Annotated in this window: 20 protein-coding genes; 17 read left to right on the forward strand and 3 right to left on the reverse strand. The window is 66.8% G+C overall.

Annotated features, from left to right (window positions below; translation table 11 throughout):
- Positions 1-4: 4 nt before the first annotated feature.
- Both B161_RS0110765 and B161_RS0110770 read right to left on the reverse strand, forming a co-directional pair.
- Complete coding sequence (locus tag B161_RS0110765; protein ID WP_018633406.1) at positions 5-505, reverse strand: gluconokinase; 501 nt, start codon at positions 503-505, stop codon at positions 5-7.
- Positions 502-2859, reverse strand: coding sequence for a PIG-L family deacetylase (locus B161_RS0110770; RefSeq protein WP_018633407.1), 2358 nt, complete (start codon positions 2857-2859; stop codon positions 502-504). Before B161_RS0110770 ends, B161_RS0110765 begins: the two co-directional genes overlap by 4 nt.
- A 179-nt stretch (positions 2860-3038) precedes the next feature.
- On the opposite strand from B161_RS0110770, the gene B161_RS0110775 reads away from it, so the two are divergent.
- From B161_RS0110775 to B161_RS0110830, 12 genes are all read left to right on the forward strand, one after another.
- Complete coding sequence (locus tag B161_RS0110775; protein WP_018633408.1) at positions 3039-4277, forward strand: extracellular solute-binding protein; 1239 nt, start codon at positions 3039-3041, stop codon at positions 4275-4277.
- 10 nt (positions 4278-4287) lie between these two features.
- A complete protein-coding gene (locus B161_RS0110780) occupies positions 4288-5232 on the forward strand; it encodes a carbohydrate ABC transporter permease (RefSeq protein ID WP_018633409.1) in 945 nt (314 codons plus the stop codon).
- Entirely contained in the window at positions 5229-6071 is an 843-nt protein-coding gene (locus B161_RS0110785; RefSeq protein WP_018633410.1) for a carbohydrate ABC transporter permease, read from the forward strand. Before B161_RS0110780 ends, B161_RS0110785 begins: the two co-directional genes overlap by 4 nt.
- Positions 6072-6076: 5 nt before the next feature.
- A complete protein-coding gene (argH, locus tag B161_RS0110790; RefSeq protein WP_018633411.1) occupies positions 6077-7585 on the forward strand; it encodes an argininosuccinate lyase in 1509 nt (502 codons plus the stop codon).
- Complete coding sequence (locus tag B161_RS0110795; protein WP_018633412.1) at positions 7586-8656, forward strand: ABC transporter ATP-binding protein; 1071 nt, start codon at positions 7586-7588, stop codon at positions 8654-8656.
- Between the two features lie 12 nt (positions 8657-8668).
- The gene (gene ade / locus B161_RS0110800) at positions 8669-10381 is read left to right on the forward strand and encodes an adenine deaminase (RefSeq protein ID WP_018633413.1); all 1713 of its coding nucleotides are present in this window, start codon (positions 8669-8671) and stop codon (positions 10379-10381) included.
- 231 nt (positions 10382-10612) lie between these two features.
- Positions 10613-12064: a xanthine dehydrogenase small subunit gene (xdhA, locus tag B161_RS0110805; RefSeq protein WP_018633414.1), complete on the forward strand. Its 1452-nt coding sequence runs from the start codon at positions 10613-10615 to the stop codon at positions 12062-12064.
- Positions 12057-14402, forward strand: a complete 2346-nt coding sequence (gene xdhB / locus B161_RS0110810) for a xanthine dehydrogenase molybdopterin binding subunit (protein WP_018633415.1) — start codon at positions 12057-12059, stop codon at positions 14400-14402. Before xdhA ends, xdhB begins: the two co-directional genes overlap by 8 nt.
- Positions 14399-15325 carry a xanthine dehydrogenase accessory protein XdhC gene (gene xdhC / locus B161_RS0110815; RefSeq protein WP_018633416.1) on the forward strand — a complete coding sequence of 309 codons (927 nt, stop codon included), beginning with the start codon at positions 14399-14401 and terminating at the stop codon, positions 15323-15325. The genes xdhB and xdhC overlap by 4 nt, the downstream gene beginning before the upstream one ends.
- Entirely contained in the window at positions 15322-16551 is a 1230-nt protein-coding gene (puuE, locus tag B161_RS0110820) for an allantoinase PuuE (RefSeq protein WP_018633417.1), read from the forward strand. Before xdhC ends, puuE begins: the two co-directional genes overlap by 4 nt.
- A gap of 8 nt (positions 16552-16559) precedes the next feature.
- Positions 16560-17384: a bifunctional allantoicase/(S)-ureidoglycine aminohydrolase gene (locus B161_RS0110825; protein WP_018633418.1), complete on the forward strand. Its 825-nt coding sequence runs from the start codon at positions 16560-16562 to the stop codon at positions 17382-17384.
- Complete coding sequence (locus B161_RS0110830; protein ID WP_018633419.1) at positions 17381-17881, forward strand: ureidoglycolate lyase; 501 nt, start codon at positions 17381-17383, stop codon at positions 17879-17881. The genes B161_RS0110825 and B161_RS0110830 overlap by 4 nt, the downstream gene beginning before the upstream one ends.
- Here B161_RS0110830 and guaD read toward each other — a convergent pair.
- A complete protein-coding gene (gene guaD / locus B161_RS17820; RefSeq protein ID WP_018633420.1) occupies positions 17866-19194 on the reverse strand; it encodes a guanine deaminase in 1329 nt (442 codons plus the stop codon). The two genes, B161_RS0110830 and guaD, sit on opposite strands and share 16 nt — an antisense overlap.
- A gap of 153 nt (positions 19195-19347) precedes the next feature.
- Here guaD and B161_RS0110840 point away from each other — a divergent pair, with 153 nt between their 5' ends.
- The 5 genes from B161_RS0110840 to B161_RS18935 all read left to right on the forward strand — a co-directional run bounded on the left by B161_RS0110840 (position 19348) and on the right by B161_RS18935 (position 25078).
- Complete coding sequence (locus tag B161_RS0110840; protein ID WP_240471607.1) at positions 19348-20919, forward strand: ABC transporter ATP-binding protein; 1572 nt, start codon at positions 19348-19350, stop codon at positions 20917-20919.
- Positions 20916-21983, forward strand: coding sequence for an ABC transporter permease (locus tag B161_RS0110845; protein ID WP_018633422.1), 1068 nt, complete (start codon positions 20916-20918; stop codon positions 21981-21983). Before B161_RS0110840 ends, B161_RS0110845 begins: the two co-directional genes overlap by 4 nt.
- Before the next feature lie 13 nt (positions 21984-21996).
- Entirely contained in the window at positions 21997-22902 is a 906-nt protein-coding gene (locus tag B161_RS0110850; protein WP_018633423.1) for an ABC transporter permease, read from the forward strand.
- 62 nt (positions 22903-22964) lie between these two features.
- Positions 22965-24044, forward strand: coding sequence for a BMP family ABC transporter substrate-binding protein (locus B161_RS0110855; RefSeq protein WP_018633424.1), 1080 nt, complete (start codon positions 22965-22967; stop codon positions 24042-24044).
- 242 nt (positions 24045-24286) lie between these two features.
- Positions 24287-25078: a DUF6683 family protein gene (locus B161_RS18935; RefSeq protein WP_157755608.1), complete on the forward strand. Its 792-nt coding sequence runs from the start codon at positions 24287-24289 to the stop codon at positions 25076-25078.
- The last annotated feature ends 76 nt before the right edge of the window (positions 25079-25154 follow it).

Here is a 25154-nt window from a genome sequence, read left to right on the forward strand (position 1 = left end):
GCGTTTAGAGGCCCAAAGCCGCGCAGGCGCGCGCCATGACCGCCTCCGCAGAGCCTGAGACGCTGATCCGCGCGCCCGGCTCATCGGGGGCGAGGGGCTCCAGAGCGGCGAGTTGCGAGGCCAGCAGAGAGGCGGGCATGAAATGTCCGCGCCTTTGGGACAGGCGCTCGCCGATCAGAGCCGGATCGGCGGTCAGCTCCAGAAAGCGGACCTCGGCCCTCGCTTCGCGCAAGAGGTCGCGATAGCGCCGCTTCAGCGCCGAACAGGCGAGGATCAGCCCCGGAGCCCGCGCGGCCTCTTCTGAAATCCGGTCGCGCAGGGCGGCGAGCCAAGGCGCGCGGTCGGCGTCGTCGAGGGGAATTCCGCGCGTCATCTTCGCGCGGTTCTCCGGCGGATGCAGGTCGTCGCCTTCGAGGAAGGGCCAGCCCAGACGCGCCGCGAGGGCCTCGCCGAGGGTGGTCTTGCCCACGCCCGAAGGCCCCATGAGGATCACGGCCCGAGTCATGGCTTCTCCCATGCGGGCTGAAGCAGATTGGCGAAAAGCCGGAAGGCGCCGATGGTCAGCTTCTCCATCTGGTGATGCAGCGTCAGGGCGAGATGGGTGTGGCGGCCTTTTCCGAAACGCCCCGTCAGCAGGGCGCCGCGTAGGGGCGCCTCGCCGGGGTCGCTCATGGAGAGCAGCGGTTCATAAGCCTCGTCCCAGCCGGAGGCGAAATAAAGCCCGCGCTCCTTGTCCCAACCCTCCCAGTCCTCCGGGCGGATGAGGTTCGGGCGGGTGAAGAAAGGATGCTCCGGCCGGAGGATCTCCGCCGGGGCGGCGGGATCGGTCACGCGCCAGCGCAGAGAAGGCGTTCCGATGGTCAGCGGCAGGCCCGAGGCCTCCCAGCGATCCGAGGGGCGATGATAGAGCGTCAGCAGATGGCCGCCCGCCTCCATCCAGCGCCGCAGACGCGGCTGAGCCGCCCGCAGATCCGGCCGCAGCCCATAGGCGAAGACGCCCACGACCAGCGCGTCATAGGCCGAGAGATCGCCCGCCAGATCCTCCGGCCCGAGGATCTTCGGCGCGAGGCCCATGCGCTCCAGCCAGAAGCCGACCTGATCCGCGCCGCCGCCGATAAAGCCGACGCGGGTTTCGGGAAGCTCCAGCTTCAGCGCCAGAGCCTCCAGAACCAGAGGCGCGACATATGCCGCTTCGCCGATATGGGGAAAAGAGAACGTCTCGCGGGACCAAGCCTTTTCGCCGTCGATCTTGACGCCCGGCCGCATGAGGCCCTCGGGCTGATCGGCGATATGCGTGAGGATCAGGCCGCCCTCGACGGCTTCGGCCGTCACGCCATAAGTGCGGTCGATCTCGACCCGCGCGCCCTCCGCCGCGGAGATCGTCAGGCGCTGCGATCCGGGCCGGCTCAGCCGAAAGAGCAGAGCTTTCGGCTCCAGCCGCGCCACGCGGTCGGGCGAGGCCCCGAAGCGCCTTTCGGGCGTCTGAAGAACCGAGACTTCTTCTCCGCCGATCCGGGCCTTGAGGCGCAAAGCCAGAGGCTCGCCCTCGCCCAAGGGACTCCAATGGGGGTGGAGGTCGTTGAGGATCGGCGCTTGCGGACGCATCCGCAGGAGAAAACCCTCTTCGCCCTCGGGATCCGCCTCGGCAAGAGAGGGATCGACCTCCGCCGAAACCCGGATCTCCTCGGCGAGCCCCGGCTCCAGACGGAAGCTCAGACGCGCCGAAGCCCCCGGGGCGGGGCGGGGCGGATCGACCTCGACTTCCGCCCGCAATCCCGCCGCCAGCGCTAAAGCCGCGTCGAGTTCGAGCTGCTTGCGCGTCAGCCGATGGCCATGGGCCTCGCGTTCTCCCGGCGAAGCTTCGGCCTGCGCGCGCCGCAGAGCGGATTTCGCCGCCGCCAGAGCCTCGATCAGCGGCGCCTCATGCGGGAAGGCTGCGAAGGCGCGGGCTATGGCCTCATCCGCCCCGGCCAAAGCCGGACTCGCCCCGAGATCCGCGAGACGACGCGGCAGGCCCTCGCGGAGATCGGATTCCGCGCCGCCGCCCCGCAGATGCAGCGGCCATTCCAGACGCGGCGCGCGCCATGTCCCCATGCCCTGCGTGGCGTGGAGGCTGCGCGAGACCTCGCCGAGCCGGTCATAGGCCAGACCCGTGGCGGGCTCGGAGCCTTCCGCCCTGACGATCAGAGTGGCGGGCGGCGGCGGCTCTTCGTCGTCATAGGCCCCGCCATAGGCCGCCCCCGACCCCGACCAGCCCGGCAGATAGAATTTCGCGACCCGCCAGGGCTTGAGCCCGCTCAGCGCCTGATCCGGGAAGGCGGCGGGATCGGCGGCGAGGCCGAGGGCCTCCTCGACCGTTTCGGTCATGGCGCGGTGATGCCCATGCTGGCCCGGCACGTCGAGGAAGGTCGGCAGCACGATGTCCGGCCTATAGCGCCGATAGGCCCGGACGAGGCGCTCGAGAATCCGCTCCCGGCCCCAGCGGGCGAGCGTGTCCTCGCCGGATTTCGAAAAGCCGAAATCCCGCACCCGATCCTCCGGCCCATGGCCGAGCCAGAGCAGATCCGCATCCAGAATCCGCGCCGCCTCCTCCATCTCCCGCGAGCGGATCACGCCGAGCGCGCCGCCGCGCTCCGGGCCGAGGATGTTTTGTCCGCCCTCGCCGCGCGTGGAGCAGGCGAGGACCACCCGCATCCCGAATTGATGGCGCAAAAGCGCGACGAGGCCGCTTTGCTCGTCGTCGGGATGGGCGCCCGCATGCATCAGCGTGAGCGGAGAGGCCAGCCGTCCGAGGGCCCATCTCAGGGCGACGAGGCGCGGCGCGGCGGCTTGCAGACGAAGGCGTCGGGAATCGGTCATGATCGGGCCAGCATAGGCCCCTCAAGGCGCAAGTCCAGACAGCGCGCTTATGCGCAAAGCGGGAAAGCTTTCCGGAAAAACAAGCGCGCGGTTTCCTTGACAAGCGCGCGGCTTCCGGCTCAGGCTGAACCCAGATCACCCGGCCGCAGGGACAGCCTCGGCCTAAAAGAGGTTCGCGCATGTTCAAAACGGCGAAAGCGGCGGCTCTGGCCTTGGGCGTCGGCTTCATGGCCATGGGTTCGGCTCAGGCGGTCGAGATCGAATATTGGCAATATGTCTTCGACAGCCGCGTCAAAGCGATGGACCAGCTGATCCAGAATTTCGAGGCCGCCAATCCCGGAATCACCGTCAAACACACCACCTTCCCTTACGCCGATTATCAGACCCGCGTGGTGGCCGCCAAAGCCGCCGGACAAGGGCCGGACGTGGTGCAGCTCTTCTATGGCTGGCTGGATAATTTCGTCGCCGGCCAGCTGATTCAGCCCCTAGACCCGGCGGTCTTCCCGCACGCCGAGATCGAAGGCGAATTCTTCCCCATCGTCGAGGCCATGAAGCGCGGCGAGGATTATTACGGCCTGCCGACCGCCGTGCGCTCTCTGGCGCTGTTCTACAACAAGGATCTTCTGGAGAAGGCGGGCGTCGAGCCCCCGGCCAATCTCGAAGACTTCCTGAAAGTCGCCGAGGCGACCACCCAGCGCGACCGCTCGGGGAACATCCTCTCGGCGGGCGTGACGCTCGACATGGCCGGGCAGGATCATCATTGGTGGCGCGAGGTTCTGATCCGTCAGAACGGCGGCGAGCCTTATGACGCCGAAGGAAACGTCGCCTATGATTCCGAGGCGGGCGCGGCGGCGCTGAAATTCTACACCGATCTCCAGACTGAACAGAACGTCGGCCTGCTCGGCTTCATGGATGAAGGTCAGGCGGCTTTCCGCGCCGGACTCGCGGCCATGACCATCGACGGCACTTTCCGGCTCGGCGCCTTCGCGGCCAATCCCTTCGCTTGGGGCGTGGTCGAGTTGCCCGCCGACGCCAAGGGCGAGCGCTCGAACTACTCCAGCTATTTCGCCAACGCCATCGGCGCGACGGCTCAGGGAGAAGAGCTTGAGGCGGCGCAGAAATTCCTCGCCTATATCGCCTCGCCCGAGGCGATGGGGATCTGGCTGGAGACGGTCGGCGAATTGCCCGCCCGCCGCGAAGTCGCGCTGACTGAAGAGAACCTCAACGATCCCATCCGCGCGCCTTTCCTGAAGGGCCTCGAATACGCCCACACCACCCGCTTTTACGACGAGGCCGCTCAGCGTCAGACCGCCATCGACATGGTGAACCGCGTGCTGCTGCAGAAACAGCCCGTGGCGGAAGCGGTCGCCGAAGCCGCCAAGGCCGAACAGGCCATCATCGACGCGGCGCGCAAGTAAGCGCCGCGCCATGGAGCCTGCGCGCGCGGCGGAAGGTTTGGTCCCGGAGGCGAAGAGTCTTCGCTTCTGGGATCGTCTCGGGATCAAGACGAAACAGGCGGTCTGGGCGTGGATCTTCCTCGCCCTGCCCATCGCCTTTTACGTCGGGATTCGGTTTTACCCCACCGCGCAGGCCTTTTGGCTCTCGCTGACGGATTGGAATCTGCTCAGGACGCCGCGCTTCATCGGGCTGGAGAATTACGCGAAGATGTTCGCGGATCCGGTCTTCTGGAAGGTGTTTCAGAACACCTTTCTTTATCTGATCCTCGGCACGCCGATCAGCCTCGTGCTGGCCTTCTTCATCGCCTGGCATCTGGACCGCGTGCGGTTCATGCATGGATTCATCCGGGCGCTTTACTTCCTGCCCTTCCTGACCACGGCGGCGGCCATGGGCTGGGTCTGGCGCTGGTTTTATCAGCCTCTGCCGATTGGGGCGATCAACGGCTTTCTGAGTTGGCTCGGATTGGCTCAACAACCCTTCCTGCGCTCGACGACTCAGGCGCTTCCGGCGGTGCTGGTTCCGGCGATCTGGGCGGGGCTCGGATTCCAGATCATTATTTTTCTCGCGGGCTTGCGGGCGATTCCGCAGACCTATTATGAAGCCGCCCGCATCGACGGGCTCGGCGAATGGGCGATCTTGCGCAAGATCACCTTGCCTTTGCTCAAGCCGACGACGGTTTTCCTCGTGGTCTTCTCCTCCATCGGCTTTCTGCGGATCTTCGATCAGGTCTATAATATGACCACGAATGATCCCGGCGGGCCGCTGAACGCCACCAAGCCTTTGGTTTTGATGATCTATCAGACGGCCTTCTCCTCCTATCAGATGGGCTACGCCGCCGCGCAGACGGTGATTCTCTTCACGATTTTGCTCATCGTCTCGCTGATCCAGCTTTATGTGATGAGGGAGAAGACATGAGCGCCGGGCTTGAGGCGAGCGGACGCCTGATCCGTCCGGGGCGGATTCTGGCTTGGACTCTGCTCTTCATCGGCGGGCTGATCATGGCGACGCCGCTGCTCTATATGTTCTCGACGTCGCTGAAGACCTCCGGGCAAGTCTATGATCTGCGGCTGATCCCCGCCGATCCGACGCTGAAGAATTATGTCGAGGTGCTCAAGGACGGGCGCTTTCTGCGCTGGTTTCTGAACTCCATGCTGATCGCCACGGCGGTGACGCTCTCGAACCTGATCTTCGACTCGCTGGTGGGCTATACGCTGGCGAAATTCCGCTTTCGGGGACGGGCCTTGGTCTTCATCGCGATCTTGTCCACGCTGATGATCCCCACCGAGATGCTGGTGATTCCGTGGTATCTCATGTCGAGCCAATTCGGCTGGTTGGATAGTTACTGGGGCATCATGTTCCCCGGCATGATGAGCGCCTTCGGGGCCTTCCTCATGAAGCAGTTCTTCGAGACCGTGCCGGACGACTTCCTCGAAGCCGCCCGCGTGGACGGCCTGAGCGAATTCGCGATCTGGTGGCGGATCGCCATGCCGATGGTGGCGCCGGCTTTGTCGGCATTGGCGATCTTCAGCTTCCTCGGGAACTGGACGGCCTTCTTCTGGCCGCTGATCGTCACCACCTCGCGCGACCTCTATACGCTGCCGGTGGGGATTTCGAGCTTCTCGGCGGAATCCTCCATCCGCTGGGAGATGATCATGACCGGCGCGGCGCTCGGGACCATCCCGACGCTGATCCTCTTCCTGCTGCTTCAACGCTATATCGTGCGCGGCGTGATGCTCGCCGGACTGAAAGGCTGACCCTGATGACGGACCCGCGTCTCGCCGATGATTCCGTCTTTCCGGATCCGGTCTATAAGCGGACGGTTCTCGCGCCGCTCTTCGACGGCGCCAAAACCCATTACGTCGAGGGTTTCCGGGCCATCGACCGCGCGCATCTCGTCATGCTGGCCGAGACGGGGATTCTGCCTCAAGATCAAGCTCGCGCCTTGGCTCTGGCGCTGGACGCCATCGACGCCGAGATCGACCCGGCCAAGCTCGTCTACACCGGCGAAGTGGAGGATTTCTTCTTCCTCATCGAAAAGGAGTTGAAGACGCGGCTCGGGCCGGATCTGGGCGGGCGGCTGCATACGGCGCGTTCGCGCAACGACATTGATCATACGCTCTTCAAGCTGGCCCTGAAGGCGCGGCTTGAGCTCCTGCTCGCTCAGGCGCTGAACCTGCTGGAGGCGATGACCGCCGCCGCCGAACGCGAGCAATCCACGCTCATCGTGGCCTACACCCATGGCCAACCCGCCCAGCCGACCACCTTCGGCCATTACCTCTCCGCCGCGGTGGAGATCCTTAGCCGCGACATGACCCGCATCTTCGAGGCTCTGAAGATCGTGGACCTCAGCCCCATGGGGGCGGCGGCCATCACCACTACGGGCTTTCCCATCGACCGGGCGCGGGTGGCGGAGCTTCTGGGATTCTCGGCGCCTCTGCGCAATTCCTATAGCTGCATCGCGGGCGTGGATTACATCACCAGCGTCTATGGCGCTCTGGATCTGACCTTCCTGCATCTGGGGCGGCTGATTCAGGATCTGCAATTCTGGAGCAGTTTTGAGGTCGGGCAAATCTATGTTCCGAACAGTCTCGTGCAGATCTCCTCGATCATGCCGCAGAAGCGCAATCCGGTGCCCATCGAGCATTTGCGCCATCTCGCCAGCCAGAGCCGCGCCCGCGCCCGCGCCATGCTCGACGTGATGCAGAACACGCCCTTCACCGATATGAACGACAGCGAAGGCGAGACTCAGGCCATGGGCTATCAGGCTTTCGCGAGCGCCGGGCGGGTTCTGGAGCTTCTGGCGGCGCTGATTTCGCAGATCCGCATCGATCCGGCGCGGGTGCGGGAGAATCTCCGCCGCTCCTGCGTGACGATCACCGAGCTTGCGGACAGCCTCGTGCGCCGCGAGGGCCTGTCCTTCCGGGAGGCCCATGAGATCGCCGCCGCCGTGGCGCGGGCGGTGGTCGCCAAAGGCGGGGGGCTGGAGCAGGAGGGCTACGAACCCTTCCGCGCCGCCTTCCGCGCCGCGACGGGCCGCGACTCGGCGCTGGACGAAGCCGCCTTCCGCGAAATCGTCTCGCCGGAGCATTTCGTCTCCCTCCGCGCCCGCTATGGCGGCCCCGCGCCGGAGCCCATGGCCGAGGCTCTGGCGGCCTATAAAGCGCAGGCGGCGGCTTTCCGCGCCGAACATGCGGCCTCTGTCGCGCGCCGCGAAGAGGCCGTCCGCAAGCTCGCGGCGGCGCTCGCGGCTCTGAAGGGAGAAGCCTGAATGGCGAAAATCGAGCTTCAGGGCCTCGGCAAGCGTTACGGCTCGGCGCAGGTGGTCCATGCGCTGGATCTGACCATCGAAGACGGCGAATTCACGGTGTTCGTCGGGCCTTCGGGCTGCGGGAAATCCACCACTTTGCGCATGATCGCGGGCCTTGAGGAGATTTCCGAAGGCCGCTTGCTCATCGGCGGGGAGATGGTCAACCAGCGCGAGCCCAAACAGCGCAACATCGCGATGGTCTTTCAGAATTACGCGATCTACCCGCATATGACCGTCGGCCAGAACATCGGCTTCGGGCTCTACACCGCGAAACTGAGCAAGGCCGAGAAACAGGCCCGCATCCTCGAAGCGGCGAAAACCCTCGGGCTTGAGCCTCTGCTGAACCGGCGTCCGGCGGCCTTGTCGGGCGGCCAGCGTCAGCGCGTGGCCATAGGCCGGGCCATGGTGCGCGATCCGGCCGCTTTCCTCTTCGACGAACCCTTGTCGAATCTCGACGCCCAATTGCGCGCGCAAATGCGCATGGAGATCAAAAGCCTGCATCGGCGGCTCGGCTCGACCATCGTTTACGTGACCCATGACCAGATCGAGGCCATGACCATGGCCGATCAGATCGTGGTCATGAAGGAGGGGCGGATTCTGCAAACCGGCTCGCCGCTGGAGCTTTACGAAAACCCCGCCGACGTCTTCACCGCGCGATTCATCGGCAGCCCCTCCATGGCCCTGCTGAAGGGCGAGGTCTCGGGCGGGGCTTTGCGCGTCGCGGGGGCGGAGATCTCAGGCCGCGTCCCCGCCCGCGCCTCCGGGCCGGTTCTGGTCGGAGTCCGCCCCCATGATCTGGAGGTCGGCGCGGGAGAGCCGGGCGCGGGATTCCGCGCCATGGGCCTCGTCGAGGCCGTGGAGCCGCTCGGCGCCGAGACTCTGACCCATATCCGCATCGGCGAGGCTCAGGCCGTCGCCACGGCGCCAGGGCGGGTCTTGCCGGAGGTGGGGTCCATGGTTCCGGTCCGCGCCGCGCCGGGGACGCTTCACCTTTTCGACGCCGCGAGCGAAAAGGCTCTGGGCAGAATCTGAACGGGGGAAGATATGGCGGATCTTGAGCGGCGCATCCGGCAGGCGCGGGGCGAAGAACCTGCCGATCTGGTCTTGCGGGGCGGGCGGGTCTTCGACCTGATCACGGGCGGGATGATCTCCGGCGACGTGGCGATCTGCGAGGATGTGATCATCGGCGTCGGCGAGAGCTATGAAGCCGCGCGGGTGATCGACGTGACGGGCAAGATCCTCGTTCCGGGCTTCATCGACACCCATCTGCATGTCGAATCCTCACTGGTGACGCCCTTCGAATTCGACCGCTGCGTGGCGCCGCGCGGCGTGACCACCGCCATTTGCGATCCGCATGAAATCGCCAACGTCGTCGGGCTGGAGGGGATCCGCTATTTCCTCGAAGCCTCGGGGCGGCTGGTGATGGATCTGCGGGTTCAGCTCTCCTCCTGCGTCCCCTCGACCCATATGGAGACGGCGGGCGCCCGGCTGGAGGCGGCGGATCTGGAGCCGCTGAAGGATCATCCGCGCGTGATCGGCCTCGCGGAATTCATGAATTATCCCGGCGTGATTCATCGGGATCCGGGCTGCATGGCCAAGCTCCGCGCCTTCGAGGGCCAACATGTCGACGGCCATGCGCCCTTGCTCTCGGGCCGCGATCTCAACGCCTATATCTCGGCGGGAATCCGCACCGAGCATGAAGCCACCAGCCCCGAGGAAGCCTTGGAGAAGCTGCGCAAGGGCATGCGCGTTCTCATCCGCGAAGGCTCCGTCTCCAAGGACATGGTCGCCCTCGCGCCGATTCTGAACGACCTCACCGCGCCTTATCTCTGCCTCTGCACCGACGACCGCAATCCGCTGGACATCGCCGAACATGGGCATCTCGACTATATGATCCGCAGCCTGATCGCCATGGGGCGGCCTGTGCTGGGGGTCTATCGCGCCGCGAGTCTTTCAGCGGCGGAGGCCTTCGGGCTGAAGGACCGCGGCCTGATCGCGCCGGGCAAACGCGCCGATCTCGTGGTTTTGGACAGCCTTGAGGATTGCCGCGCGAGCCTCGTGCTTTGCGGCGGCGTGATCGCCGACGAAGCCGCCTTCGCCGCCCGCGAGGCCATATCTCCGCCCGCCCGGCGCTCGGTGAAGGCGCGACCCGTCGCGCCGGAGTTCTTCCGCCATGCCCCCCGCGCTCCGGGGAGCAATGCGACTCCGGTGATCGGGGTGATCCCCGGCAAGATCATCACCGAGCATTTGACCGAAGCCGTCGAAGCCGCCGAAGGCGACCAGCGCCCCGATCCCGCCCGCGACCTCGCGCGCATCGCGGTGATCGAGCGTCATGGCGTCAATTGGGAGTCTGGGGGAGGCGGCGCCTGCGGCTTCGTGAAAGGTTTCGGGATTCAGCGCGGCGCCGTGGCCTCGACGGTCTGCCACGACCATCACAATATCGCGGTGGTGGGCGCCGATTACGCCGACATGGCCCTTGCGGCGAACCGCCTCGCCGAGATCGAAGGCGGCTTCGTCGTGGCGGCGGGGGGCGAGATCCTCGCGGAATTGCCGCTTCCCGTGGCGGGGCTGATGAGCCTGAAGAGCTTTGAGGCCGTCCGCGATTCCCTCGTGAAGCTGCGCGCCGCCGCGAAGGGCCTCGGAATCACGCTGGAGGAGCCTTTCCTCCAACTGGCCTTTCTGGCTCTGCCGGTGATTCCCCATCTGAAGATCACGGATCTCGGTCTGGTGGACGTGGACCGCTTTCAATTGATCTGAGCGGCGAGATTCTAAGTTTTCGCAGCTGCGAAAAGATGGAAAATTGCGCGGAGCCTCTTCGCCCTCTTTATGCGCTGAATGGATTTCCTTCCGGGACGCGCTTTTCCTCTCGCCAAGCGCGGGGATTTCCGCAAGTCTCAAGGGCTGAGGCGGATCAGCCGAAAGTCTGGCCTCATGCTCAGGAACCCAAGGGGCGGACCTCCGCGCCGCCCCTCAGGCGGGAGGCTCCATATGTCCGACGCGATCCGCTTTCTCCTCGACGGCCGGATGGAGAGGCTTTCCGGCTTCGACCCCACGCTGACCTTGCTGGAATGGCTGCGCGGCCCGGCGGGGCGCATGGGGACCAAGGAGGGCTGCGCCGAAGGCGATTGCGGCGCCTGCACGGTTCTCGTCGGCGAGCTGGAGGGCGAAGGAGTCCTCTGGCGGGCGGTGAACGCCTGCATCTATTTCCTGCCCATGCTCGACGGCAAGGCGCTGATGACCGTGGAGTCCCTCGGCGGCGAGCATCCCGTTCAGCGCGACATGGTGGAGCTGCACGGCTCGCAATGCGGATTCTGCACGCCGGGGATCGTCATGTCTCTGGCGGGGCGGGCGATGGGCGCCGCCGGAACCCAAGAAGCCGATCCGCGCGACGTGCTGGCGGGGAATCTCTGCCGCTGCACCGGCTACGGCCCGATTCTGGAGGCCGCGCGGCGCAATCCTCAGAAACCCGCCGCCGATCCTGAATTGGTCGCCCAGCTCAGGGAGCTGCGTCGCAAGGAGCGCCTCACGCTGGCGTGGACCGATCCCGCCACGGGCGTCGCGCGCCGCTGGATCAAGCCCCATGACGTCGCGGATCTGGCGCGGGCGCGTCTGGAGAGCCCGGAGGCGCGGATCGTCGCCGGGGCCACGGACGTCGGGCTTTGGGTGACGAAGCGTCATCGCGTCCTGCCGGAGATCCTCCATATCGGCGACCTCATGCGCGAGATTGAAGAAACCCCGGAAGGCTTGAAGCTCGGGGCGGGCGTCCGCTACGCCGAAGCCCATGCGCCCATGAAGCGGATCCACGCCGATCTCGGCGAGCTGGTCCGGCGCATCGGCGCGACTCAGGTGCGCAATTCCGGCGCGGTGGGGGCGAACATCGCCAATGGATCCCCCATCGGCGACACGCCTCCGGCGCTGATCGCCCTCGACGCGGTTTTGACCCTCCGGCGCGGGGATGAGCGCCGCAGCCTCCCGCTGGAGAGCTATTTCCTCGAATATGGCAAGCAGGACATCCGCTCCGGGGAATTCGTGGAATCGGTCTTCATTCCGCGCCCGGCGCCCGAAGACTTCATCCGCATCGTGAAGCTCACCAAACGCTTCGATTCCGATATTTCGGCGGTCTGCATGGGGCTGCGTCTGCGCATGGAGGGCGAGAGGGTCGCTTCGGCGCGTCTGGCCTTCGGCGGCATGGCCGGGACTCCCAAACGCGCCGCCGCCGCCGAGGCCGCCTTGACCGGAAAACCCTTATCTCAGGATAGCCTTGAGGCGGCGGCTCAGGCTCTGGCGCAGGATTTCGCGCCCCTCACCGACATGCGCGGCTCCAGCGCCTATCGCCTTGAGGCGGCGGGGAATCTGCTGCGGCGCTTCTGGTTCGAGCGCGCGGGCGCGGGGGGCGTTCTGCCTCAGAAACCTTTGATGGAAGGAGCTTTCCATGGCTGACTCGGCTCCTGTCTCCCCCCCGGCGTCTTCGACGCGGGTGAACGCGCCGATTCCCCACGAAAGCGCGAAGCTGCATGTCTCCGGGCGGGCGCTCTACGCCGACGACGTGGCCGAGCCGCGCAATCTGCTGCATCTGGCCTTCGGGAAATCGACGCTCGCCCATGCGAAGATCAAAAGCGTGGATCTGAGCGCGGTGCGGGCGGCGCCGGGCGTGGTGGGCGTCTATACGGCGGCGGACATCCCCGGCGCCAATAACGTGGCCCCCTTCGCGGGCGACGACCGGATTCTGGCCGAAGACGAAGTGATCTTCCTCGGTCAGCCGATCTTCCTCGTGGCGGCCGAGAGCGCGACGGCGGCGCGCAAGGCGGCTTTGCTCGGGAAGATCGAATATGAGCCGCTTCCGGCCTATGTCACCATCGCCGAGGCGCGGGCGGCGGGCAGCTTCATCGAGGCTTCGCAGATCATGCGCCGGGGCGACGTCAGTCGCCTTGAATCCGCGCCGCGCCGCGTCTCGGGACGCTTCGAGATGGGCGGACAGGATCATTTCTATCTTGAGGGCCAGATCGCCGTCGCGACTCCCATGGAGCAAGGGGGGATGCATATCCTCTCCTCGACGCAGCATCCCTCCGAGGTCCAGCATCTCGTCGCCCATGCCCTGCATGTGAACAGCGCCGACGTGGTCATTGAATTGCGCCGCATGGGCGGAGGCTTCGGCGGCAAAGAGACTCAGCCCGCGCTTTTCGCGGCGGCGGCGGCTCTGGTGGCGGCCAAGACGGGGCGTCCGGCGAAATATCGCGCCGACCGCGACGAAGACATGGAGATCACCGGCAAGCGCCATGAATTTGAAATCGCCTATGAGGCGGGCGTGGATGAAACAGGGCGGCTGCTGGCTCTGAAGATGGATTTGGCCTCGCGCTGCGGCTGCTCGACGGATCTTTCCCCAGCCATCAACGACCGCGCGCTGTTCCACGCCGACAACTGCTATTTCCTCGAAAACGTCGAGCTGATTTCTCATCGCTTCAAGACCCATACGGTCTCGAACACGGCCTTTCGCGGCTTCGGCGGGCCTCAGGGGATGCTCGCCATCGAGCGCGTGATGGACGACATAGCCCTGCATTTGGGGCTTGATCCTCTGGCGGTGCGCAAGGCGAATTTCTACGGGCCGCCCGGCTCGGGCCGCGACGTGACGCAATATCAGATGCCGGTCACGGATTTCGTCGCGGACCGCATCGTGGAGGATCTGCGCCGCCGCGCCGATTACGAGTCCCGCCGCGCCGCCGTCGAGGTCTTCAACCGCGAACATCCTTATCTGAAGCGCGGGATCAGCCTGACTCCGGTGAAGTTCGGCATCTCCTTCACCACGACCCATCTCAATCAGGCGGGGGCTCTGGTGCATGTCTACGCCGACGGCTCGGTGCATCTGAACCACGGCGGCACCGAGATGGGGCAGGGGCTGAACACCAAAGTCGCCCAGATCACCGCCGACGTTTTCGGCTTGGGGCTGGAATCCATCCGCGTGACCTCCACCCGCACGGATAAAGTGCCCAACACCTCGGCCACGGCGGCCTCCAGCGGGGCCGATATGAACGGCTGGGCCGCATGGAACGGCGCCGAGACCATCCGGCTGCGTCTCGCCGAGGTCATGGCGAAGAAGGCGGGGGTTCCGCCGGAAGAGGCGGTCTTCGAGGGCGGGCGCGTGCGGGCGGGAGATCTGGATCTTCCCTTCCCGGAGCTTTGCCGTCTGGCCTATCTCGCGCGGACGCAGCTCTCGGCGGCGGGCTTCTACGCCACGCCGAAGATCCATTACGACCGCGCCACCCATAGCGGGCGGCCCTTCCTCTATTTCTGCTATGGCGCGGCGGTCTCGGAGGTGGTGCTAGACACCTTCACGGGCGAATTCAAAACCCTGCGCACGGATCTTATTCACGACGTGGGGCGTTCGCTGAATCCGGCCATCGACCTCGGACAGGTGGAGGGCGCCTTCGTGCAGGGCGTCGGCTGGCTGACCATCGAGGAATTGGTCTATGACGCCAAAGGCCGCCTGACCACCCACGCCCCTTCGACCTATAAGATCCCCTGCGCCTCCGACCGTCCCGAGATCCTCAATATGGAGCTTTGGCGCGGCGGCGAGAATCGCGAGCCGACCATCCATCGCTCCAAAGCGGTGGGCGAGCCGCCTTTCATGCTGGGAATCTCGGTGTTTTCGGCGCTGACTCACGCCGTGGCCTCGGCGACGGGCGCCGCCTGCGCCACGCTGGAGGCTCCGGCCACGCCTGAGCGCATCCTGAAGGCTTTGGCGGCCGGACGCGGAGAGGCGGGGCCTCGGGAGGGGGCATGAAGCCTTATCCTTGGGCGGATTGGCTGCTGGAGCGCATGGACGGCCAGCCTTGCGCTCTGATCTCGCTTTTGGCGGCGGAGGGCTCGACTCCGCGCGAGGCGGGAACGCGCATGGCTCTGGGGGCTTCAGGCGAGGCCTTCGGCACCATCGGCGGCGGGAATTTCGAATATCAGGCCATGGAGCAGGCGCGGCGCATCCTTGGGCTTTCGCCGGGGAGCTGGCGGATTCAGGATTATCCGCTCGGGCCTTTGCTCGGGCAATGTTGCGGGGGCCGGGTGCGGGTGCTGATCGAGCATGTGGATCCGGCGCAAAGGCCCTGGCTGGAGGCCCTGCGCGATCCGCCGCCCTTTCCGGGCCTGCGCACCGAGCTTGCGGAAGGCGGCCTGCGCCGCGCCTTCACGGAAGGCGCCTCCGCGCCGCTCTCCGCGCGCAGCCCTGCGCCCAAGGCCGGAGAGGCCTTCGTGGAATCCCTCGCGCCGCCCTTCGCGCCGGTGGCGCTCTTCGGGGCGGGCCATGTCGGCGAGGCTCTGGCGCGGATTCTGGAGGATCTGCCCTTCCGGCTGAGCTGGTTCGACGAGCGGACGGAATCGCCGCCCGGCGTCTTCGCCGCCGACCGCGCGACTCTCTGCGCCGAAGCCCGCGCGGCGCGGGGCCATGTGCTGATTCTGACTCATGACCACGCCCTTGATTACGAGCTTCTGCGGGCGGCTTTGGCCTCTCCGGCGCGGTTCATCGGGTTGATCGGCTCGGCGACCAAGCGGGCGCGCTTCTTCGGGCGCTTGCGCGCCGAAGGGTTCTCTGATGATGATCTGGCCCGCGTGGCCTGTCCCATCGGGCTGCCCGAGGTGAAGGGCAAGGCGCCGGCGGTCGTGGCGGTCGCGGTCGCGGCGCAGCTCTTGAGTCTGGAGTCAGGAGAGTCATGAAGGCGCCCAAGCGTTACATCCGCGACATGCGCGGCTACGGACCCGAAAAGCCTGATCCGCAATGGCCGGGCGGCGCGCGGGTCTGCGTGCAGATCGTGGTGAATTACGAGGAGGGCGGCGAAAACAGCCTCCTGCATGGCGACGCCGCCTCCGAAGGCTTCCTTTCCGAGATTCCGGGCGCCGTCCCATGGCCGGGACAGCGCCACTGGAATATGGAGTCGATTTACGAGTACGGCGCGCGGGCGGGCTTTTGGCGGGTCCATCGTCTGCTGACCGAGATGGAGATCCCCGCCACCGTCTATGGCGTGGCGACGGCTCTGGCGCGCTCGCCCGAGCAGGTGGCGGCGATGAAGGCGGCGGGCTGGGAGATCGCGTCCCACGGGCTGAAATGGATCGACCACCGCGACATGCCCCCCGAAGAGGAGGCCCGCCAGATCCGCGAGGCGATCCGGCTGCATGCGGAGGTCGTCGGCGAGCCTCCGCGCGGCTGGTATACGGGCCGGGCCTCCGTCAACACGGTGCGTCTGACGGCGGCGGAGGGCCTCGACTACATCTCCGACACTTATGACGACGACCTGCCTTATTGGCTGGATCATGACGGCCACGGGAATCCGCTGAAGCCGCAGCTTGTGATCCCCTACACCCTCGACGCCAACGACATGCGCTTCGCCACGCCGCAGGGCTTCAATTCGGGCGATCAGTTCTTCGCTTATCTCCGCGACAGCTTCGACGCGCTTTACGCCGAGGGCGTCGAGGGGCGGGCCTCCATGATGAGCCTCGGGCTGCATTGCCGCCTGATCGGGCGTCCGGGACGCATCGTGGCCTTGCGGAAGTTCCTTGAATATATCCGCAAACATCAGGGCGTCTGGATTCCCACCCGTCTGGAGATCGCCCGCCATTGGCGCGAGGTCCATCCTTATCGTCCGCCGCATATGCGCCCCTCGCGGATGGACCGGGCGGAGTTCGTGGCTTGGTTCGGCGGACTCTTCGGCGCGCCTTGGGTGGCCGAGCGCGCCTTTCAGCTGGAGCTGGGGCCGGCCCATGACGCGCCCGTCGGCCTGCTGAGCGCCTTCATGCGGGTGCTGCGGGCCGCGCCTGCGGTCGAGCTGCGGGCGGCTCTGGAGGGCCAGCCGGAATTGGCGCTGATTCAGAAATCCGATTCCGCCGCCGCCCTCGCCGAGCTTGAGGCGCGTCTTTTGCCGCGTCTGCGCGATTTTATGTCCTGAGGTCTGAAATGTCCGGTTATTTCGCTCCCACCGGCGGCCATCCGCCCCAAACTCAGCTTCTGACCGACCGCGCGGTGTTCAAAGAGGCCTACGCCGTGATTCCGCGCGGCGTGATGCGCGACATCGTGACGAGCTATCTCCCTTTCTGGGAGAAGACGCGGCTCTGGGTTCTCGCGCGGCCTCTGACGGGCTTCGCCGAGACCTTTTCGCAATATGTCATGGAGGTTCAGCCGGGCGGCGGCTCGGAGCGCCCGGAGCCCGATCCCGAAGCTCAGACCGCGCTTTTCGTCATGGAGGGCGAGATTGAAATCCGCCTCGGCGGCGAATCGCGCAGGCTGGGGCCGGGCGGCTTCGCCTGGCTGCCGCCCGCCAGCGGCTGGAGCCTCAAGGCCCTTGGAGAAGCTCCGGCGAAATTCCACTGGATCCGCAAGGCTTATGCGCGCGTCGAGGGGCTGGAGATTCCGGAGCCGCTCTTCCTCAACGAGCGCGACATAACCCCGACCGCCATGCCGGGGACCGAAGGCCGCTGGGCCACCACCCGTTTCGTGGATCCCGCCGATCTGCGCCATGACATGCACGTCACCATCGTGACCTTTCTGCCGGGCGGGATCATCCCCTTCGCCGAGACTCACGTGATGGAGCACGGGCTTTACGTGCTGGAGGGTCAGGCGGTCTATCGCCTCAACGACGATTGGGTCGAGGTTCAGGCGGGGGATTTCATGTGGCTGCGGGCCTTTTGTCCGCAGGCTTGTTATGCGGGCGGTCCGGCGCCTTTCCGCTATCTGCTCTATAAGGACGTGAACCGCCACGCCTCTCTGAGGTTGGGTCGATGAGCCGCCTTCTGATCCCGCGCCCGCTGACCCGCGAGAGCTTCGCGCCCTTCGGCCATGTGCTGGAGATTCCCGGCGCCCGTCATTACCCCATCAACAAGGGCATGACCGAGCGCCATCACGACCTCGCCCCGGTGGAGCTGGCGGGAGAGGGCGCGCGGGCGCTGATCTCGATCTTTCGCGGCCAGCCCTACGTCTTTCCGTTGAAGCTGGCCCATCTGGAGCGCCATCCTCTGGGCAGCCAAGCCTTCATGCCGCTGAACGGGCGGCCATGGCTGGCGGTCGTGGCGCCGGATCTGCCCGACGGCGAGCCGGGGCGCCCTGAGGCCTTCCTCTGCCGGGGCGATCAAGGGGCCTCCTATCCGCGCGGACGCTGGCACGCGGTCCTGACCCCCTTCGGCGAGGCGCAGGATTTCCTCGTCGTGGATCGCGGCGGCGAGGGCGTCAATCTGGAGGAGCGGTTTCTCTCGGAAGCTTGGGAGATTCAGGCCCCCGCCTGATCCTCGCGGGCGTGGACCAGCTTCCCGCCCGACCAGCTTTCCAGCACCGCCCGGTCGTCGCCGAGGATGATCAGCGCGAAAAGCGCCTCCTCCCAGCTTTCGGCGCGGGAGGTGCGGCGCTTGAGCAAAGGCGTGGCCTGAAGATCGAGGACCGCCACATCGGCCTCCAGGCCGGGCCGCAGGGCGCCGATCTTGTCCTGAAGCCGCAGGGTCTCCGCCGAGCCTTGGGTCATGAGGCTCCAGATCTGGCCCGCCGTCAGAGCCAGCCCGCGCATCCAGCCCACTTCATAGGCGGCGCGCATGGTGGCGAAAGGCGAGAAGCTCGACCCGCCCCCGACGTCCGTCGCCAGACCGACCTTCACGCCCAGAGCCTTCAGTCCCGCCACGTCGCAGGCGCCCGAGCCGATGAACAAATTCGAGGTCGGGCAATGGGCGATTCCCGCGCCCGCCTCCGCCAGACGCGCCCTTTCGCGCTCGGTCAGATGGATGGCGTGGCCGAAGAGCGCTCCCGGCCCGAGCAGCCCATGGCGCTCATAGGCCCCGAGATAATCCGGCGCCTCGGGATAAAGCTCGCGCATCCACGCGACTTCCGCCGTGTTCTCGGAGAGATGCGTCTGCATGGGGCAATCGGGATGCTCGCGCCAGAGCGCCCCCGCCGCCTCCATCTGCTCCGGCGTGGAGGTGGGCGCGAAACGCGGCGTCACGGCGTAGACGGCGCGGCCTTTGCCATGCCAGCGCTCCAGCAGCGCCTTGGATTGGTCATAGCCGCTTTGCGCCGTGTCGCGGAGGTTCTCCGGGGCGTTGCGGTCCATCATGACCTTGCCGCCGACCGCCCGCAGGCCCCTGCGCGCCGCCGCCGAGAAATAGGCCTCCACGGATTCCGGATGCACCGAGCAGAAAGCCGAAGTCGTCGTCACGCCGTTGCGCAAGGTTTCCGCGAAGAAAGCCTCGGCGGCCTCCCCGGCGTAAGCGGAATCGCAGAAGCGGGCCTCTTCGGGAAAGGTGTAGCGGTTGAGCCAGGTCAGCAGCTGTTCGCCGAAGCTCGCGATGATCCCGATCTGAGGGTAATGGATATGGCAATCCACGAAGCCCGGCGCGATCAGACGGCCTTGCCCATAGACGCGGACCTCGGCTTCGGGATGCGCCTTCAGAACGGCCGCCGCAGGCCCCGCCGCAAGGATCTTCCCGCCCGACATCGCCCCCGACATCGCTAAGGCGCCGTCGGTCTCGACGCGCAGACCCTCGGCTTCGGGCGCGAAGGGATCCTCGCCGAGGTTCAGCAAAGGCCCGCGCAGGATGACGACGTCGCTCATGAATCCCCCTCGCCGCCGCCTTGCGGCGCGGCTTCTGCTCTTTTGCGATAAGATGACGACGATTGGCGTTTTGCAATGCAAAACCCATCTTGCGCGCCCGGAAAGCCCGTTGCAGGATGTTTCCTTCCTCGCATGGAAGCTCAGGAGGCCACCTTGACGGCAGACCCCTCTCCTCCTTCCTCTCCCGCCTCGGCGCCCGCCCGGAGTCCGCTGTTCGAGGCGCGCGGGATCGTCAAGCGTTACGGGAATTTCACCGCCAACGACCATGTGGATCTGACCGTGCTCCATGGAGAGCGCCATGCGCTGCTCGGCGAGAACGGCGCGGGCAAATCCACCTTCGTGAAGATGATCTACGGCGCCCTTCAGCCCAGCGAGGGCGAATTTTTTTGGGAAGGGAAGCCTTTGCGGCTCTCCGGCCCCGCCGAGGCGCGGCGGCTCGGAATCGGCATGGCTTTTCAGCATTTCTCGATCTTCGAGGGGCTCACGGCGCTGGAGAACGTGGCGCTGGCTCTGCCGCCCGAGCCTCTGGCGGCTTTGGAGAAACGCGTGCGGGAGGTCTCCGCGGATTACGGCCTGCCGGTCGATCCCTCGAAGCCGGTCCATGCGCTGTCGGTGGGCGAGCGCCAGAGGGTCGAGCTTCTGCGCTGCCTTTTGCAGAATCCGCGCCTGCTGATCCTCGACGAACCCACCTCCGTGCTGACCCCTCAGGAGGCCGAGACCTTGTTTCGCGCCCTTGAAAAGCTGTCCGCCGAGGGCTGCGCGATCCTCTACATCTCGCATCGGCTGGAGGAGGTGCGGGCGCTTTGCTCGCGGGCGACCATCCTCCGGCGCGGCAAGGTCACGGCGGAGGTCGATCCGCGCGCGACTACGGCGCGGGCTCTGGCCGAGGCCATGGTGGGCGCCGAGATCCTCGACGTGAAGCGCCCCTCCGGCGATCAGCCGCGCGGCGAGGAGATCCTTCAGGTGGAGCGCCTCAGCCTGCCCGCCGACGGGCCTTTCGGCGTGGCGCTCAAGGAGATCTCCTTCGCGCTGCGCGGCGGCGAGATCCTCGGCGTGGCCGGGGTGGCGGGCGAGGGGCAGAACGAATTCATGGACGCCCTCACCGGAGAGCGCCGCGCGCCCGAAGCGGGGATGATCCGCATCATGGGGAGTCCGGCGGGGCGTCTCGACCCCACCGGACGCCGCAGGCTCGGGGCGGCCTTCGCGCCCGAAGAGCGCAACGGCCATGGCGCCGTCGGCGAGGCCCCTTTGAGCGAGGCGCTCTTCCTCACGCGCCGCCATGAGGCGGGCGCCATGGGGGCGGGGGGCTGGCTCTCGCGCGCTTGGGCCGCCGCGGAGACGCGCCGCATCCGCGCACGCTTCGACGTGCGGGCGGCGGGCGAGGATCCTCCGGCGCGGAGCCTTTCGGGCGGCAATCTCCAGAAATTCCTGATGGGGCGCGAGATCGCGCGCGCGCCGAAGCTTCTGATCGCGGCTCAGCCGGGCTGGGGCGTGGACGCGGGCGCCGCCGCCGCCATCCAGAGCGCCTTGCGCGAACTGGCCGATCAGGGGGCGGCGGTTCTGGTGGTGAGTCAGGATCTGGACGAGATCTTCGCCTTGGCCGACCGCATCGCGGTGATCAGCCGGGGGCGCTTGTCGGAGGCCTATCCCGCCGCCGAGATGACTCCTGAACGCGTCGGCCTGCTCATGGGCGCAGGCCATTCCAGCCCGGAGGCCGCCGCATGATCCGACTCGAACCGCGCGCCGCGCCCTCGAAGCTCATGGCGACGCTCTCGCCGCTGATCGCCATTCTGCTGACGCTGATCGCGGGGGCTTTGCTCTTCGCGGCCTTGGGCCAGAATCCTTGGCGGGCTCTGCGGGTCTACTTCCTTTCGCCTTTCGACGACGCTTATATGCGCGCCGAGGTGCTGGTGAAGGCCGTGCCTCTGGCGCTGATGGGGGCGGGTCTGGCGGTCTGCTTCCGGGCCAACGTCTGGAACATCGGCGCGGCGGGGCAATTCACCCTCGGCGCGATAGGCGCGGGCGCGGCGGCGCTCTTCATTCCAGCGGAGTCGCCTTTCGCCATGCTGGCGGTCCCGCTGATCGCCGGCGCCCTCTGCGGCATGGCTTGGGCGGCGGTTCCGGCGGCTTTGCGCACGCGGCTCGGCGTCAACGAGATCCTCGTGAGCCTCATGCTGACCTATGTGGCGGCGCTGCTGCTCGATTGGCTGGTGCGGGGGCCCTGGCGCAATCCGCGCGGCTTCGGCTTTCCGCAGACCAACGCCTTTCCCGACTGGGCCCATGCGCCGATCCTCGTCGAGGGCACGCGCCTGCATGTCGGGGCTTTTCTGGCGGTGGCGGCGGCTCTGGGGCTCGGGCTGATGATGTCCCGGACTCTGCGCGGACTGCGCCTGCGGGTGACGGGCGGCGCGCCGAGGGCGGCGCGTTTCGCGGGATTCTCGGCGGCGGGAGACGTCTGGTTCGCGCTGCTGCTCTCGGGAGGGCTGGCCGGATTGGCCGGAGCGCTCGAAGCGACCTCGACCGTGGGGCGGCTTCAGCCCGAGATCGGGGCTCAGGCGGGGTTCACGGCGATCATCGTCGCCTTTCTGGGGCGGCTCAATCCCATAGGCGCGCTGCTCGGGGCTCTGGTTCTGGCGGTGAGCGCCATCGGCGGCGAAAACGCGCAGATCCTGCTCAATCTGCCGAAGAACGTGGCGGGCGTGTTTCAGGGGATGCTGCTCTTCTTCCTGCTCGCCTGCGACGCGCTCATCAATTACCGCCCGCGCCTCGTGGCGCGGCGCAGAGCCTGAAGGGGGGCGCGCCATGGAGGCTTTTTTCGCCGCGATGATCGTCGCCGCCACGCCTTTGCTCTTCGCCGCGCTCGGCGAATTGGTGGCGGAGCGCTCGGGAGTCCTCAACCTCGGCGTGGAGGGCATGATGCTGGTGGGGGCGGTCTGCGCCTTCATCGTCGCGCTTTCGACCGGCTCGACGGCGCTTGGGGCTTTCGCCGGAGCCGCGGCGGGCGTGGCCATGGCGGGGCTCTTCGCCTTGCTCGCTCTGGGGTTTTCGGCCAATCAGGCGGCGGCGGGGCTGGCTCTGACCATTTTCGGCGGCGGGCTTTCGGGCCTGCTCGGCGCGAGCTACGTCGGCGTTCCCCTGCCCAAGGCGCAGCCGCTGTTTCCCGCTTCATGGGCGGAGGCGATCCCTTACGGCAAAGCGATCTTCGGCTATGACGCCATGGTCTATCTGGCTTGGGCTTCGGCGGCCGCGATCTGGTGGTTCCTCGCCCGGGCGCGGAGCGGACTCAAGCTGCGGGCGGCGGGCGACAACGCCGAATCCGGCCATGCTCTGGGGCTGCCCGTCCTGAGGATCCGCCTGCTGGCGGTGTTGTTCGGGGGCGCCATGGCGGGGCTCGGAGGGGCCTATCTCTCGCTGGCCTATACGCCCATGTGGGGCGAGGGCATGACGGCGGGACGCGGCTGGATCGCTCTGGCGCTGGTGGTCTTCGCGGGCTGGCGCGTGGGCTGGGCGGCGGCGGGGGCGGTGTTGTTCGCCGCCGTGACGCAGCTTCAGTTCTACGCCCAAGGCTGGGGCTGGCGCGCGCCCTCGCAATTCTGGGCGGCGGCGCCCTATCTCGCCACGATCCTCGCGCTGGCCCTGCTGGCCGGACGCCGGACGGCGGGCTCGGCGCCGGCGGCGCTGGGGCGGATCTTCCGCCCCTCATCCTGAAATTTCCCAAGATCCGCGCGGAGGCCCTCAAGAGCCTTCGCGCTCAAGGCAAGGAGCCTCTTATGATTCTCAGACGCAGCCTGCTGATCGGCGCCGCCGCTCTGGCGATGGCCTCCGGCGCGCCCGCCGCCTTCGCGGAGGAGCCGCTGAAGATCGGCTTCATCTACGTCGGCCCCATCGGCGACTTCGGCTGGAGCTACCAGCATGATCAGGGCCGCCTCGCCCTCGAAAAGGAATTCGGCGACCGCGTGCAGACCACCTATGTCGAGAGCGTGCCCGAAGGCCCCGACGCCGAGCGCGTTCTGCGCCAGCTCGCGACCAGCGGCCATAAGCTGATCTTCGCGACCTCCTTCGGCTTCATGGACGCCACGGCCAAGGTGGCGAAGGCCTTCCCGGACGTGAAATTCGAGCACGCCACCGGCTACACCCGCGCCGACAACCTCGCGACCTATTCCGGCCGCTTCGAGGAAGGGCGCTACATCCTCGGCGTGATCGCGGGCAAGACGACGCAATCGGGCAAGATCGGCTATATCGGCGCCTTCCCCATCCCGGAGGTTCTGCGCGGCGTCAACGCCTTCACCCTTGGGCTCCAGTCGGTGAACCCGGAAGCGACGGTCTCGGTCGTCTGGGCGAACACCTGGTACGACCCCGGCAAAGAGGCCGACGCCGCCCGCGCCGTCATCGCGCAGGGCGCCGACGTCATCGCCCAGCACACCGACAGCCCGGCGCCGTTGCAGGCCGCCGAGAACTCCGGAACCGTCAAGGCCTTCGGCCAAGCCTCGGACATGATCAAATTCGCTCCGACGGCGCAGCTCACCGCCATCGTGGACGACTGGGCGCCCTATTACATCGGGCGCGTTCAGGCCGTGCTCGACGGAACTTGGGAGAGTCAGGACCATTGGGGCGGCCTCGCGGCGGGCGACGTCCATATGGCGCCCTACACCAACATGCCCGACGAGGTGAAGGCGCTGGCCGAAGAGACTCAGGCGAAGATCGCCTCGGGCGAGCTGAACATCTTCTCCGGCCCGATCTCGGATCGCGACGGGACCGAGCGCGTCGCGGCGGGCGAGGCTCTGGACGACGCCGCTCAGCTGGAGATGAATTGGTTCGTCAAGGGCGTGCAGGGCGATCTGCCGGATTGATCTTCCGGCAAGCCTTAGATTCACTTTGAAATTTTCGGTCGGGCGCTTCCTGAGAAGGGAGCGCCCTTCTTCATGGCTTATTCGCCTTACAGGATGTGTTGGAAAATCATATTCGCCTGAATTGATTAAATGATCGTCATTCATGGTTGCGCTCCGCCGCGCCGGAACCCATCTGCGGCCCAGAGGGATCACAAGGCGCGCGAGGCGGAGGGACCGCCTCCGCCCGGCGAGAAGAGGCCGACATGTCTGAAGACCGAACGCCGCCCCGAATTCCTCACGCCCTGAATGCGCGGAGGGCCATAGGCGCGGCCCTGCTCGCGGCGAGTCTGGGCGCCGCTCCGGTCAGGGCTCAGGACTGGATGGGCATGGTCGAGCTTTACGGGCAAGGCGTGGTGAACACGCTGAGCAATGAATTGCTCGCGCCCCAACAGATTCAGCCCTCCAAAACCGCCCGGCCCGAGCCCCGCCCCGCGCCTGAGGCGCAGGCCGCGCCCGATCCTGAGGCGCTCCGCTTCGTCTCCTCGCCGGAGGTTTCGGAGGAGCTGGCCGGAATCTTCGCCCGGACCTTGGCGTCGGCCCTTTCGCCGGGCCGCACGGCGGCGGAGCTGGAGGAGGCCATTCGCGGCGGAGAGCTGCAGGGCGCCTTCGCGCAGGCCCTCGCGGCTTACGGCTTCTCCGATCGCGACATGGGCGACGTCACGGCCGGGCATCTGGTGATGCTCTGGCAGGTGGCGAACGACAGCATCGCGGATCCGCCTCGCGCGGGCGTGCTGGCCGTGCGCGAGTCCATTCATGAGGCGCTGGCCGTCGCGCCTTGGCCCCGCGCGCTCGACGACGCGCAAAAACAGAGCTTCTCCGAAACCCTCGTCGTCGGGACGATGCTGATCGTGGCGCGCTATCTCCATGGCAAGGAGACGGAGAACGCCGCCGTCGTCGAGATGGCGCGGCAGGACGCCAAAGAAATGCTCGCGAGTTATGGCGCGCCGGATCCGACGCGCTTCGACCTCACCGAGGCGGGGCTGGTTCCGCGCTAGAGCGCTTTCCAGCGAAGCCGGAACGGCTTCGCGTCGTGAAAGCGCGACAGAATAAAGAGTGAGAGCGTTTGAACGA

This window comes from Neomegalonema perideroedes DSM 15528 (genome assembly GCF_000374145.1).
Lineage (GTDB): Bacteria > Pseudomonadota > Alphaproteobacteria > Rhodobacterales > Rhodobacteraceae > Neomegalonema > Neomegalonema perideroedes.